This window comes from Streptomyces sp. Root1310, assembly GCF_001426425.1.
Classification (GTDB): domain Bacteria; phylum Actinomycetota; class Actinomycetes; order Streptomycetales; family Streptomycetaceae; genus Streptomyces.
Genome location: NZ_LMEQ01000012.1, coordinates 727,330 through 740,858, shown reverse-complemented (window position 1 = coordinate 740,858; position 13,529 = coordinate 727,330). Strand labels below are relative to the sequence as shown.

The 13,529-nt window shown below is 67.6% G+C and carries 10 protein-coding genes; 5 read left to right on the top strand and 5 right to left on the bottom strand.

Features of this window, described 5'->3' with window-relative positions:
- Positions 1–18: 18 nt before the first annotated feature.
- Complete coding sequence (locus tag ASD48_RS21470) at positions 19–2,136, top strand: prolyl oligopeptidase family serine peptidase (protein WP_057603259.1); 2,118 nt, start codon at positions 19–21, stop codon at positions 2,134–2,136.
- Positions 2,137–2,292: 156 nt separating this feature from the next.
- On the opposite strand, the gene ASD48_RS21465 is transcribed toward ASD48_RS21470, so the two are convergent.
- From ASD48_RS21465 to ASD48_RS21445, 5 genes are read right to left on the bottom strand one after another with little or no spacing between them, the layout of a single operon-like run.
- On the bottom strand, positions 2,293–3,381 hold the full coding sequence (locus ASD48_RS21465) for a dipeptide ABC transporter ATP-binding protein (RefSeq protein WP_057603258.1): 1,089 nt from the start codon (positions 3,379–3,381) through the stop codon (positions 2,293–2,295).
- Entirely contained in the window at positions 3,374–4,357 is a 984-nt protein-coding gene (locus tag ASD48_RS21460) for an ABC transporter ATP-binding protein (protein WP_057603257.1), read from the bottom strand. Before ASD48_RS21460 ends, ASD48_RS21465 begins: the two co-directional genes overlap by 8 nt.
- Before the next feature lie 7 nt (positions 4,358–4,364).
- Positions 4,365–5,375, bottom strand: coding sequence for an ABC transporter permease (locus ASD48_RS21455; protein WP_057603256.1), 1,011 nt, complete (start codon positions 5,373–5,375; stop codon positions 4,365–4,367).
- Positions 5,368–6,291, bottom strand: a complete 924-nt coding sequence (locus tag ASD48_RS21450) for an ABC transporter permease (RefSeq protein WP_020127946.1) — start codon at positions 6,289–6,291, stop codon at positions 5,368–5,370. Before ASD48_RS21450 ends, ASD48_RS21455 begins: the two co-directional genes overlap by 8 nt.
- Positions 6,292–6,297: 6 nt before the next feature.
- Entirely contained in the window at positions 6,298–7,923 is a 1,626-nt protein-coding gene (locus ASD48_RS21445; protein WP_057603255.1) for an ABC transporter substrate-binding protein, read from the bottom strand.
- A 593-nt stretch (positions 7,924–8,516) separates the two neighbouring features.
- Here ASD48_RS21445 and ASD48_RS21440 point away from each other — a divergent pair.
- From ASD48_RS21440 to ASD48_RS21425, 4 genes are all read left to right on the top strand, one after another.
- The gene (locus ASD48_RS21440) at positions 8,517–9,506 is read left to right on the top strand and encodes an ABC transporter permease (RefSeq protein WP_057603254.1); all 990 of its coding nucleotides are present in this window, start codon (positions 8,517–8,519) and stop codon (positions 9,504–9,506) included.
- Between the two features lie 79 nt (positions 9,507–9,585).
- Positions 9,586–11,346 (top strand): ABC transporter substrate-binding protein, encoded by a 1,761-nt coding sequence (locus tag ASD48_RS21435; RefSeq protein WP_057603568.1) that lies wholly within the window; start codon positions 9,586–9,588, stop codon positions 11,344–11,346.
- Positions 11,347–11,446: 100 nt separating this feature from the next.
- On the top strand, positions 11,447–12,427 hold the full coding sequence (locus ASD48_RS21430) for an ABC transporter permease (protein ID WP_057603253.1): 981 nt from the start codon (positions 11,447–11,449) through the stop codon (positions 12,425–12,427).
- A 48-nt stretch (positions 12,428–12,475) separates the two neighbouring features.
- Positions 12,476–13,513: an ABC transporter ATP-binding protein gene (locus tag ASD48_RS21425; RefSeq protein WP_057603252.1), complete on the top strand. Its 1,038-nt coding sequence runs from the start codon at positions 12,476–12,478 to the stop codon at positions 13,511–13,513.
- Positions 13,514–13,529: the final 16 nt, after the last annotated feature.

The following is a 13,529-nucleotide window of genomic DNA, read 5'->3' as shown; positions in this document are numbered from 1 at the left end:
GGCCAATATGGTCGGAGGATGACGACCGAGTCCGACTCCTTCCCCCGCAGACACGCCCGCACCCAGCGTTTCACCCTCGGCGCGCCGCGTTCGTTCACGGTGGCCCCCGACAGCTCCCGGGTCGTGTTCCTGCGCTCCGGCTCCGGTACGGACCGCGCGGGTGCGCTGTGGGTCCTCGACCCGGCGGACGGCACGGAGCGCCCGGCGGCCGACCCGCGCATCCTCCTCGGCGGCACCTCGGAGGACCTCTCGCCGGAGGAGCGCGCCCGCCGCGAGCGCAGCCGTGAGGGCGGCGCCGGGATCATCGGCTACGCCACCGACGAGGCCGTCGAGCTGGCGTCTTTCGCCTTGTCAGGGCGGCTTTTCACGGCGGAGCTGCGGGCCGGTACGGCGACCGAACTCGCGGTTCCCGGGCCGGTGATCGACCCCCGTCCGTCCCCCGACGGGCGGCTCGTCGCATACGCCGTCGGGGGCGCCCTGCGGGTGGTGGGCGCCGAGGGCGACGGCGACCGGGCGCTGGCGGAACCGGAATCGGACACGGTTTCCTATGGATTGGCCGAGTTCATCGCGGCCGAGGAGATGGGCCGCTCGCGGGGGTTCTGGTGGTCCCCGGAGTCGGATCGACTGCTGGTCACGCGGGTGGACGACACGCCGGTGGAGCGGTGGTGGATCTCCGATCCGGCCCAGCCGAAACGTGACCCACAACACGTGCCTTATCCGGCTGCCGGGACGGCCAACGCCGAGGTGCGGCTGTTCGTGTTCGGGCTCGACGGGGTGCGCACGGAGGTCGTCTGGGACCGGGCGCGTTATCCGTATCTGGCGCGAGTGCACTGGTCAGGGGCGGGGGCGCCGCTGCTGCTCGTACAGGCGCGCGACCAGCGCAGTCAGCTGTTCCTGGCGGTGGACACCGACTCCGGGGCGACCCGGATGGTGCACGCCGACGAAGATCGGATTTGGCTCGATCTTTTCCCTGGCGTGCCCTGCTGGAGCCCGTCGGGCCAGTTGGTCAGGATCGCCGACGAGGGCGGCGCCCGGGTCCTGGCGGTCGGGGAACGTCCTTTGACGGGAGCCCAGTTGCACGTACGCGCGGTGCTCGACGTCACCTCCGACGACGTGCTGGTCGCCGCTTCGGCCGGGGCGGACGCGGCCGCGCCGGAGACCGGTGAGGTGCACGTCTACCGCGTCAACGAACTCGGCGTCGAGCGCCTCTCCCAGGAGCCCGGGGTGCACTCGGCGGTGCGCTCGGGGGACGTGACCGTCCTGGTGTCGGCGGTGCTCGACCGGCCGGGCAGCGTGGCGCGGGTACTGCGGGAGGGGAAGCCCGCGGCGACCGTCCGGTCGTATGCCGAAGATCCCGGTCTGTCCCCCCGCGTACTCCTCACCGAAGGGGGCGCACGGCGCATCCCGTGCGCCGTGCTTATGCCTACGGACTACCCCGGTGACACCCCCCTGCCCGTACTCATGGATCCCTACGGCGGCCCGCACGGGCCCCGGGTCCTCGCCGCGCACAACGCGCATCTGACCTCGCAGTGGTTCGCCGACCAGGGTTTCGCGGTGGTCGTCGCCGACGGGCGCGGCACCCCGGGCCGCTCCCCCGGCTGGGAGAAGGCGATCCATCACGACCTCACGGTCAGCCTGGACGACCAGGTCGAGGCGCTGCAGGAGCTGGCGAAGAGCCACCCCCTCGACCTCTCCCGGGTGGCGATCCGCGGCTGGTCCTACGGCGGCTGGCTCGCGGCCCTGGCGGTGCTGCGCCGTCCCGACGTCTTCCACGCCGGCATCGCGGGCGCCCCGGTGGCCGACTGGCGGCTCTACGACACCCACTACACCGAGCGCTACCTCGGCGACCCGGCCACCACCCCGGAGGCGTACGCGAAGAGCTCGCTCGTCACCGACGAGGGGCTCTCCTCGCCCGCCGGACCCCACCGCCCGCTGATGATCGTCCACGGGCTGGCCGACGACAACGTGGTCGTCGCCCACAGCCTGCGGCTCTCCTCGGCCCTGCTGGCCGCCGGCCGCCCGCACGAGGTGCTCCCCCTGTCGGGCGTCACCCACATGACCCCCCAGGAACAGGTCGCGGAGAACCTGCTGCTGCTCCAGGTGGACTTCCTCAGGCGTTCACTGGGACTGACGTAGTGCCGTAGACGCGGCAACGGGCCGGGAGACATGGCGCTCCCGGCCCGTTTACGGCACCCGCACGGCCGTACGCTGTTCAGAGTGGCCCGTCCGTATATCGGAATCGGGTCGGTCAAGTTGCCTGTGTGTTAACGCGGTTGCTCAGCAAATGTGCTGCTATACACCGCCGTTGGTGTGATCATCCGGTGGTTCCTCCCGTGCTTCCTCCGGCGGGACCACCTGCTTCTCCTCCGCGAAGTGACATGCCGAGTCGTGTGCCGCCGGGCCGGTCGCGAGCCGGAAGTCCGCCGGGACCGCCAGCACCGGCACCTCCAGCTCGCACCGCTCCCGCGCCTTCCAGCAGCGGGTGCGGAAGCGGCAGCCGGAGGGGATGTTCGTCGGGGACGGGACGTCACCCGTCAGGATGATCCGCTCCCGGTGCTCCCGCGCCTCCGGGTCCGGAACGGGCACCGCGGAGAGCAGGGCCTGCGTGTAGGGGTGGGTCGGATGGTCGTAGATCTCGGCGTCCCGGCCGATCTCCACGATCCGGCCGAGGTACATCACGCCGACCCGGTCCGAGATGTGGCGGACGATCGAGAGGTCGTGGGCGATGAAGAGGTAGGAGAGTTCGAACTCGCTCTGGAGCCGGTCCAGCAGGTTGATCACCTGCGCCTGGACCGACACGTCCAGCGCCGACACCGGTTCGTCGGCCACGATCACCTCGGGGCGCAGGGCCAGCCCCCGCGCGATGCCGATGCGCTGCCGCTGGCCGCCGGAGAACTGGTGCGGGTAGCGGTTGATGTACTCGGGGTTGAGTCCGACGACGTCCAGCAGGTCCTGGACCTGTCTGCGCCGGTCGCCCTTGGGTGCCACCTCGGGATGGATCTCGTACGGCTCCCCGATGATGTCGCCGACGGTCATGCGCGGGTTGAGCGAGGTGTACGGGTCCTGGAAGACCATCTGGATGTTGCGCCGGACCGCCCGCAGCGCCTTGCCCGACAGGCCGGTGACGTCCTCGCCCTTGTAGCGGATCTCCCCCGCCGTCGGCTTCTCGAGGTTGACCAGCATCTTGGCGACCGTGGACTTGCCGCAGCCGGACTCCCCGACGATGCCCAGGGTCTCGCCGCGGTGGAGGGTGAAGTCGACGCCGTCGACGGCCTTGACCGCGCCGACCTGCTTCTTGAAGAGGATGCCCTGGGTGAGCGGATAGTGCTTGACCAGCCCGCTCACCTCGAGGATCGGCTCGGCCGATGCGGAACTAGCCATGCAGGCACTCCCTCCAGAAGTGGCACGCGCTCGTGCGGTCCGCGTCGGACTCGTCGACCTCGTACAGCGGGGGCACGTCCGTGCGGCACACGTCCTGGGCCATCGGGCAGCGCGGGTTGAAGGCGCAGCCGGGCGGGATGTGCATGAGGTTGGGCGGCAGGCCCTTGATGGCGTAGAGCTCCTGGCCCTTCTGGTCCAGCCGGGGGATGGAGTCGAGCAGACCTCGGGTGTACGGGTGGGCCGGGGCCTTGTAGATGTCGTGGACCGGGGCCGACTCGACGATCCGGCCCGCGTACATCACCGCGATCCGGTCGGCCACGTCCGCGACCACGCCCAGGTCGTGGGTGATGAGGATCAGACCCATGTGGTACTCGCGCTGGAGTTCCGCGAGCAGGTCCATGACCTGGGCCTGGACGGTGACGTCGAGGGCGGTGGTGGGTTCGTCGGCGATGATGAGCGCCGGCTCCAGGGCCATCGCCATCGCGATCATGATGCGTTGGCGCATACCGCCGGAGAACTGGTGCGGGTAGTCCCTGACCCGTTCCCGGGCCCCCGGGATACGGACCCGGTCCATCAGCTCCACGGCCTTGGTCCGCGCGTCCTTCCTGGACATCCCCCGGTGCACGACGAACATCTCGCCGAGCTGGTCGCCCACCGAGAGCACGGGGTTCAGGGACGACAGGGCGTCCTGGAAGATCATCGCCATCTCGGCGCCGCGGACCTTCCGGCGTTCCTCCTCCTTGAAGCGCAGCAGGTCCTTGCCGCGGAAGAGGATCTCGCCGCCGGTGATCCGGCCGGGCGGCACGTCGAGGATGCCCATGATCGCCTGGGCGGTGACGGACTTGCCGGAGCCGGACTCGCCGAGCACGGCGAGGGTCTCGCCCGCGTCCACGCCGTAGCTGACGCCGTTGACGGCCCTGGCGATCCCGTCCCGGGTGCGGAACTCCACGTGCAGGTCGCGTACTTCGAGCAGCATCCGGCCGTCACCTCAGCTTCGGGTCGAGGGCGTCGCGCACCGCGTCGCCGAGCATGATGAACGCCAGGACCGTGAGGGCCAGGGCGCCCGAGGGCCACAGCAGGGCGTGCGGGGCGTTGCGGATGTAGGGCGAGGCGGCGGAGATGTCGATGCCCCAGGAGACGGTCGGCGGTTTCAGTCCCACGCCGAGGTAGGACAGGGTCGCCTCCAGCGCGATGAACGTGCCGAGCGCGATGGTCGCCACGACGATCACCGGGGCGACCGCGTTCGGCGCGATGTGCCGCAGCAGCAGCCGGGAGTGGGTGGCGCCCAGGGCCCGGGCCGCCTGGACGTAGTCGTTCTGCTTGGCGGTGATCACCGAGCCGCGGGCGATCCGGGAGATCTGGGGCCAGCCGAGCAGCACCATGAACCCGATGACCGGCCAGACCGTATTGCTGGTCACGACGGAGAGGAGGACCAGGCCGCCGAGGACGACCGGGATGGCGAAGAAGATGTCGGTGATCCGGGACAGGATCGAGTCCCCCGCCCCGCCGAAGAACCCGGCCAGACCGCCCAGCACGCTGCCGAGCAGGGCGACGCCGAGCGTGGCCAGGACACCGACCGTGACGGACGTGCGGGCGCCGTAGACGACCCGCGTGTAGACGTCGCAGCCCTGGCCGTCGAAGCCGAAGGGATGGCCCGGCTGGGAGCCCTCCTGGGCCTTGGCGAGGTCGCACTTGAGGGGGCTCAGCCAGGTGATGGCCCCGGGCCACAGGGAGATGAAGACCAAGAAGAGGATGACCAGGCCGGAGATGATGAAGACCGGGTTGCGGCGCAGGTCCCGCCAGGCGTCGGACCAGAGGGAACGGGGCTTCTCGGACGGCCCGGTGCCCTGCGGTCCGCCGGGTGTCTTCTCGAGGGTCTCCCCCTCCGCGGTGGCCAGGTCCATCGCTCCGCCCATGCCGGTGTCGGCGATGGCGCCCTCCTCCGGGGTGCGGCCCGCGCCCGGCAGGTGCTCCGGCGGCATCGGCTCAGGCATAGCGGATCCTCGGGTCGAGTACGGCGTACAGCAGGTCGACGAGCAGGTTGGCCAGCAGGAAGACCAGGACGAGGACGGTCACGAAGCCGACGACGGTCTGGGTGTTCTGGCGGAGGATCCCCTGGTAGAGCTGGAACCCGACGCCGTGGATGTTGAAGATGCGCTCGGTGACGATCGCCCCGCCCATCAGGGCGCCGATGTCGGTGCCGATGAAGGTGATCACCGGGATGAGGGAGTTGCGCAGCAGGTGCCGGGTGACGACCCGGCGGCGGGGGAGCCCCTTGGCGACGGCCGTGCGGACGTAGTCGGACCGTTTGTTCTCCGCGATGGAGGTGCGGGTCAGCCGGGTGACGTACGCCAGGGAGACGGAGGCGAGCACCAGGCCCGGCACGATCAGCTCACCGAAGGTGGCCTCCGAGGAGACCGACGGTTTGATCCAGCCCCATTCGACGCCGAGCAGCAGCTGGAGCAGCAGACCGGTGACGAAGGTGGGGACGGAGATCACGACGAGGGTGAGGATCAGGACCCCGCTGTCGACGGGACGGCCCCGGTGCAGACCCGTGATGACACCCAGGGTGATGCCGATGACGATCTCGAAGACGATCGCGACGATCGTCAGCCGGATGGTGACCGGGAAGGCCGTCGCCATCAGCTCGGTGACCGGCTGGCCGTTGAACGCCGTACCGAAGTCTCCGGTGAAGACGTTCCCCATGTAGGTCAGGTACTGCTGCCAGACCGGCTTGTCGAGACCGAACTCCTTCTGGAGCTGGGCGGCGGTGGCCGGGTCGCACTCCCGGTCACCGCACAGGCCCGCGATGGGGTCGCCCATCACGTTCACCATCAGAAAGATCAACAGCGTGGCTCCGATGAACACCGGGATCATCTGGAGCAGCCGCCGGATCACATACCGGCCCATGGCGGGTCAGCTGACCTTGATCTCGTTGTAGACCGGGACGGAGAACGGGTTGAGCTTGACGTTCGAGAGCCGCTCCGAGTAGCCGGCGCTGCCGTTCTGGTACCAGAGCGGGATGGCGGCCATGTTGTCGCGGACGACCTCCTCGGCCTGCTGGAAGAGCTCCACGGCCTTGGCGGTGTCGGTCTCGGCGTTGGCCTGGTCGACGAGCTTGTCGAAGTCCTTGTTGGACCACTTGCCGTCGTTGGAGGAGGCGTTCGTGTAGTAGAGCGGCTGGAGGAAGTTCTGGATGAGGGGGTAGTCCATCTGCCACCCGGCCCGGAAGGGGCCGGTCATCTTCCGGTCGCCGATCTGGGTGCGGAAGTCCGCGAAGGTGCCGACCGGGTTGCCGACGCAGGCCTTGTCGTTGTCGAGGGCGTTGTTGATCGAGTTGCAGACCGCGTCGACCCACTGTTTGTGGGATCCGGTGTCCGCGTTGTATGTGATCTTCACCTGGCCGCCGGGCAGGCCGCCGCCCTCCTGGATGAGCTTCTTCGCGGCGGCGGGGTCGTACTCGCAGGCGTCCCCGCACAGGCCTTCCTTGAAGCCGCCCTCCTCGCCGAGCACCGGGGAGGTCCAGTCGGTGGCGGGGGTGCGGGTGTTCTGGAAGATCGTCTCGGTGATCTGCTTGCGGTCGATCGCGCGGGAGAGGCCGGTACGGACCTTGTCCGAGCCGGCGGTGTTCCACTGCTTGTCGTAGAAGGGGAAGGCCAGGGTCTGGATGATGCCGGCCGGGGTGTTCAGGTAGCGGTCACCGAGGTCGTTCTTGACGTTCTTGAGCTGCGCCGCGGGTACGTCGTCGACGAGGTCGAGGTTGCCGGCCAGCAGGTCGGTGTACGCGGTGTTGTTGTCGGTGTAGACCTTCAGGGTCACGCCGCCGTTCTCCGCCTTGTCGTCGCCGGGGTAGCCGTCCCACTTCTTCAGGGCCATCTGGGAGCCCTTGGTGTAGGAGTCGATCGTGTACGGCCCGTTTCCGATCGGTTTCTTCACCCAGTTCGCGTGGTCGGTGAAGAAGGCCTGCGGCAGCGGGGCGTAGGCGGGGTAGCCCAGGGTGTCGGGGAAGGTGGAGAACTTCTGCTTGAGCTTGACGGTGAAGGTCCTGTCGTTGATGACCTTCAGCCCGGAGAGGACGTCCGTGGTCTGTGAGCCACTGGCGGGGTGGGCCGCGGCGTAGCCGTCGATGTACTCGAAGAAGTAGGCGTTCTTCTGGTTGTTCTTCAGACTCGCGGCGTAGTTCCACGCGGTGACGAAGGATTTGGACGTCACTTTTTCGCCATTGCTGAACGTCCAGCCGTCCTTGACGGTGATCGTGAAGTTCTGGGAGTCCGTGGTCTCGATCTTCTCGGCCAGCATGTCCTCGGCCGCGCCGGTCTCGGGGTTGTACTTCTTCAGGCTGCGGAAGATCATGTCGAGGACCTTGCCGCCCTGCACCTCGTTGGTGTTGGCGGGCTCCAGCGGGTTCTGCGGGTCCCCCCAGGAGGAGCTGAGCACCGCGCCTCCGTCACCGCTGTCACTCCCGCCGCCCCCGCACGCCGTCGCCGCGAGTGCTGCCGCCGCCGCGCATGCGGCCCACTTGGCGTGCGTGGCTCCACGCATGGATGCCTCCTCATTGACCGCGCTTTTACCTGAGCGCTCCGCCGTCAGCACCGAAGCACTGATCCATTACCAGTAAATATCAACTTAAAAGGTGCATTACGCACAGGGGCCGCGCCCAACGGGAGGCCACCTGAGGGCTATTCGGGGGACGGAACAAGTGCGCCGGGGGCCGGCAGCAGGATCCTGGCGGGGGGTCGAAAAGGATCTTCTTCGCAGGTCACAATGGATCTTCGGTGCAGTGCGCAACGGATCTTCACCATCCGATGCCGAACCGTTGGATTGTGACCCCGAGATGTACGCATTCCGACACCCCGGCGTCCGAATATCGAACCCCTTGCCCGTTTCGCGTAGTTGGCCCGAATTCAGACACGGAACGATCACGGCGCGCTACACGCGTAGCTACGATATGGTCAAGCTCGGGTAAAGAAAGTAAAGAGAAAACCAAGGGAGACCAGAATTTATTGACCGTGAACGAATTGCGTTGAAAAAGTCCGGCGTAGCCCGTAGGGAGTGCCCTGCGGAGTCATCAGACCCTCCCGTGGGCCAGGAGCACCATGACCCCCCCAACTCCATCAGCGGCTGCCCCGCTTGAGGTGACCGACGAGAGCGTCGAGAAGTCGCCCACGCCCTCCACCCACAAGGGCAGCGAGGGCCGCTCCCCCGGACGGCTGGCGTGGAACCGCTTCAAGCGGGACCGCACGGGCGTCATGTCCGCGTGCATCGTGGGCTTCTTCTTCGTGATCGCCGTCGCCGCTCCGTTGATAGCCAAGCTGTACGGCAAGGACCCCTACACCACGTACGCCAGCCAGCGCCCCGAGCTGCTGAACCCCTTCGCCTACCCGTCGGGCCCGAACGGCGGCATGAGCTCCGAGTTCTGGTTCGGCATCGAACCCCAGCTGGGGCGCGACGTCTTCACCTTCCTGCTCTACGCGATCCGCAACTCGCTGGGCATCGCGCTCGCCGCCACCGTGCTCACCGTGGTTCTCGGTGTGGTCATCGGCACCACCGCGGGCTACCTCGGCGGCAAGACGGACTATCTCGTGGGCCGGGTCATCGACATCCTGCTGTCGTTCCCGTCCACGCTCTTCTTCATCGCCTTCATGCCGGTCGTGTTCGGGCTCTTCGTCGCCCCCGACGAGGAGATCCCGACCTGGCTTCGGGCCACAGCTCTGATCATCGTCCTCTCCGCCTTCGGCTGGGCGTCCATCGCCCGGCTGCTGCGCGGACAGGTACTGGGCCTGCGGGAACGGGAGTTCGTCGAGGCCGCGAAGGTCACGGGTGCATCACCGGGGCGTATCGTCTTCAAGGAGCTGCTGCCCAACCTGTGGACGCCGATCATCATCCAGACCACGCTGATGCTCCCGGCGTACGTCACCGCCGAGGCGGGTCTCGCGTTCCTCGGGGTCGGCATGATCGACCCGACCCCGGACTGGGGCGTCATGATCGCGCGGGGTGCAAGTTTCTACACCGAGGACCTCACCTTCATGCTCTTCCCGGGCCTGGCCATGGTGATCTTCGTCCTCGCGTTCAACCTGCTCGGTGACTCGGTGCGTGACGCACTCGACCCGAAGTCCAAGCGCTAGCTCCGGCCCTCTTCAGGACCACGGCAAGGACGCCGGGGTGCCGGATCTCTCTCATCACTCCCACTTCAAGGCAGGCAGCATGTCCTTCTCGCGCAGAAACTTCCTCATCGCCACCGGCGTTGCCGCGGCGTCGACGTCGGTGCTGAGCGCCTGCAGCAGCGGCAACGAGGGGGGCTCCTCGCAGGACAAGGCCCCCAAGGTCACCGGGGCCAAGACCGTCGAGATCCCGGTCGGCACCAAGGCCGACTCCACCGGTCCGGCCCCCGAGGTGGCGGGCGCGGTCAAGGGCGGGACGATCTACTCGCTCCAGCAGTTCGACATGGACCACATGGACCCGGCGCAGATCTACGTCTCCACCGAGGCCGCCATCACCGTGCCGATCATGCGTGGTCTGACCGGCTACAAGCTGGACGCCAAGGGCAACGCCACCCTGGTCGGCGACGCCGCGACCGACGCCGGCACCATGAAGGACGGCGGCAAGACCTGGACCTTCACGCTGAAGGACGGTCTGAAGTGGGAGGACGGCGCCGAAGTCTCCTCGGACGACCTCCGCCACACCTTCGAGCGCCTCTTCGCCACCTTCGTCACCGAGGGTCCGCGCTACGTCCAGGACTTCCTGGTGGGCGGCGACAAGTACAAGGGCCCGTACGAGGGCAAGAGCCTGGACTCCATCGAGGTCGACGGCAAGACCATCACCTTCCGCCTCAAGGAAGCCCGCGCCGACTTCAACTTCACGCTCGCGATGCGTGCCTACTCCCTGGTGCCGAAGAAGCACGACACCAAGGAGAAGTACGACAAGCAGCCGATCTCCTGCGGCCCGTACAAGGTCGAGAGCCGCAACATCGGCAAGTCGATGACCTTCGTGCGCAACGAGCACTGGGACCCGAAGACGGACGCGATCCGCAACGCCTACCCGGACAAGTACCTGTTCCAGATGGGCTACGAGCTGGTCGCCTCGACCGACCGCTGGATCGCGGACAAGGGCACCGACCAGTACGCGGTGCCGATCTTCAACGAGGTCGCGCCCGAGCGCATCGCCCAGGTCCTCACCAACGCCGAGCTGAAGAAGCGCGTCCTCACCGCGGTCGACACGGTCACCTACTACTGGCCGATCAACATGACCCGCATCAAGGACCTCAAGGTCCGTCAGGCCATCAACTACGCCTGGCCGCACCAGCAGCTCCAGACCATCGGCGGCGGCGCCTACAGCCAGGAGATCGCCACCACGATCTTCGCCCCGGTGACCCCCGGCTACACCAAGTTCGACCTCTACGGCGTGGACAAGAAGCCGGGCGGCAACCCCGAGAAGGCCAAGGCCCTGCTGAAGGAGGCCGGCAAGGTCGGCCAGAAGCTGGTCATCGCCTACCAGCAGTCGGACACCGCGGTGAAGACCGCCGTCGCCATCAAGAACGCGCTGGAAGAGGCCGGCTTCACGGTCGTCAACAAGCAGGTCGACAAGTCGACCTTCTACACCCAGATCGGCAAGATCGACAACGACTTCGACCTGTTCGCGGCCGGCTGGAGCCCGGACTGGCCGAACGGCTACTCGCAGTTCTACCCCTGCTGGAGCGGCAAGAACATCGGCGACGGTCGCAGCAACTACGCCCAGCTGAACGACCCGAGCGTCAACAAGGCCATCGACGCGGCCTCCCAGATCGCGGACGTCGAGGAGGCCAACAAGGCCTGGGGCAACATCGACAAGATGATCATGGAGCTGGCGGCGGTCGTCCCGGACTACCACAAGATCCGTAACTACCTGTACGGCTCCAAGGTCGGCAACGTCCTGTGGGACAACGCCAACACCTGCGTCGCGCTCTGCAAGCTCTACGCCAAGAAGTAAGCGCACGCCCCCGGGGGTGGCCGTCACGATGGCCACCCCCTGCGGTCCACCCCCCTCTCCTTACCGCGGCGACGGCGCCCCGTCCGGAAAGTCACGCCTCATGCTCCGCTTCCTTGTCCGCCGAGTCATCGGCGCGCTGGTCATTCTGTTGATCATCAGCGCCATCACCTTCTGGCTCTTCTACGCCGTGCCGCGTGACCCCGCGATGATGTCCTGCGGCAAGAACTGCACGCCTGAGAACCTCGCGCAGATCCGGAAGAACCTGGGCATCGACCACTCCATCCCGGTGCAGTACTGGTACTGGCTGAAGGGTGTCTTCGCCGGTCGCGACTACGCCGGTTACGGGTACTGCGACGCACCCTGCTTCGGCTACTCCTTCGCCAACAACGTGCCGGTCTTCGACACGATCATGGACCGCCTGCCGACGACCCTCTCGCTCGCCTTCGGCGCGGCCGTCGTCTTCCTGGTCCTCGGTGTCGGCGCGGGCATGCTCGCGGCCCTCAAGCAGGGCAGGTTCCTGGACAAGTTCGCCAGCTCGGCGTCGCTGCTCGGCTCGTCGCTGCAGATCTACTTCGTCGGCTACATCGCGATGTACTACTTCGTCGCGCAGCTGGGATGGCTCGACCAGCCCTCGTGGACCCCGTTCAGCGACGACCCGGTCGCCTGGTTCTCCGGACTGCTGCTGCCCTGGCTGGTCCTGGCGATCATCTTCACCGCCAACTACACCCGTATGACCCGCTCGCAGCTCGTGGAACAACTGAGCGAGGACTACGTCCGTACCGCCCGCGCCAAGGGCCTGTCCCGGTCGAACGTGTTCTTCCGCTTCGCCTGGCGCGGCGCGATGGGCCCCATCGTCACGGTGTTCGGCATCGACCTCGGCACGCTGATCGGCGGCGCCATCATCACCGAGCAGACCTTCAGCCTCCCGGGCATCGGCCGGCTCGCGGTGAAGTCCGTGGACCAGAGCGACCTGCCGATGCTGCTCGGCGTGACCCTCCTGGCCGCCGGTGCGATCGTGTTCTTCAACATCATCGTCGATGCCGTCTACGCTCTCATCGACCCGCGGATCCGGCTCGCCTGACCTCCGCCAAGCCCCCTACCTCTCGCATCACCCCCCAGGAGCGTCCCCGTGACGAGCACCGATCAGCAGCCCTTCCTCTCCGTCAGGGACCTGAAAGTCCATTTCTCCACCGAGGACGGCATCGTCAAGGCCGTCGACGGGCTCTCCTTCGACCTGTTGAAGGGCAAGACGCTCGGCATCGTGGGCGAGTCGGGCTCCGGAAAGTCGGTCACCAACCTGGCCATCCTGGGTCTGCACGACCGCGACCGCACGGCGATCGAGGGCGAGATCCTGCTGGACGGCAAGGAGCTGCTGACCGCCTCCGAGAAGCAGCTCGAGCGGCTTCGCGGCAACAAGATGTCGATGATCTTCCAGGACGCGCTGGCCTCGCTGTCGCCGTACCACACGATCGGCAAGCAGATCGGTGAGACGTACCGCAAGCACACCGGCGCCTCCAAGAGCCAGTCACGCGCCCGGGCGATCGAGATGCTGAAGCGGGTCGGGATCCCGCAGCCGGAGATGCGGGTGGACGACTACCCGCACCAGTTCTCCGGCGGTATGCGCCAGCGCGCCATGATCGCCATGGCGCTGGTGTGCGACCCTGAGCTGCTGATCGCCGACGAGCCCACCACGGCTCTCGACGTGACCGTGCAGGCGCAGATCATGGACCTGCTCAAGGACCTCCAGCAGGAGTTCGGCACCTCGATCGTCTTCATCACGCACGACCTGGGCGTCATCGCCGACATCGCCGACGACGTCCTGGTGATGTACGGCGGCCGGTGTGTGGAGCGAGGCACCAAGAGGGAGGTGCTGCGCAGCCCGCAGCACCCCTACACGCTGGGCCTGCTGAGCTCGATGCCGAACCTGGAACACCCGGTGGACGTCCCGCTCAACCCGATCCCCGGTTCGCCGCCCTCGCTGCTGAACCCGCCGACGGGCTGCCGCTTCCACCCCCGCTGCACCTTCGCCGAGAAGGTCGAAGGGGGCCTGTGCTCCACGGAGCAGCCGCCGCTGGAGGTCACGAACGGCCGGGGTTCCGCCTGCCACCTGACCGCCGACCAGCGCGCCGAGTACTTCTCCGGCCTCGCCGGCAGCGCCGCGAACTGACGTACAAGAGACGGGA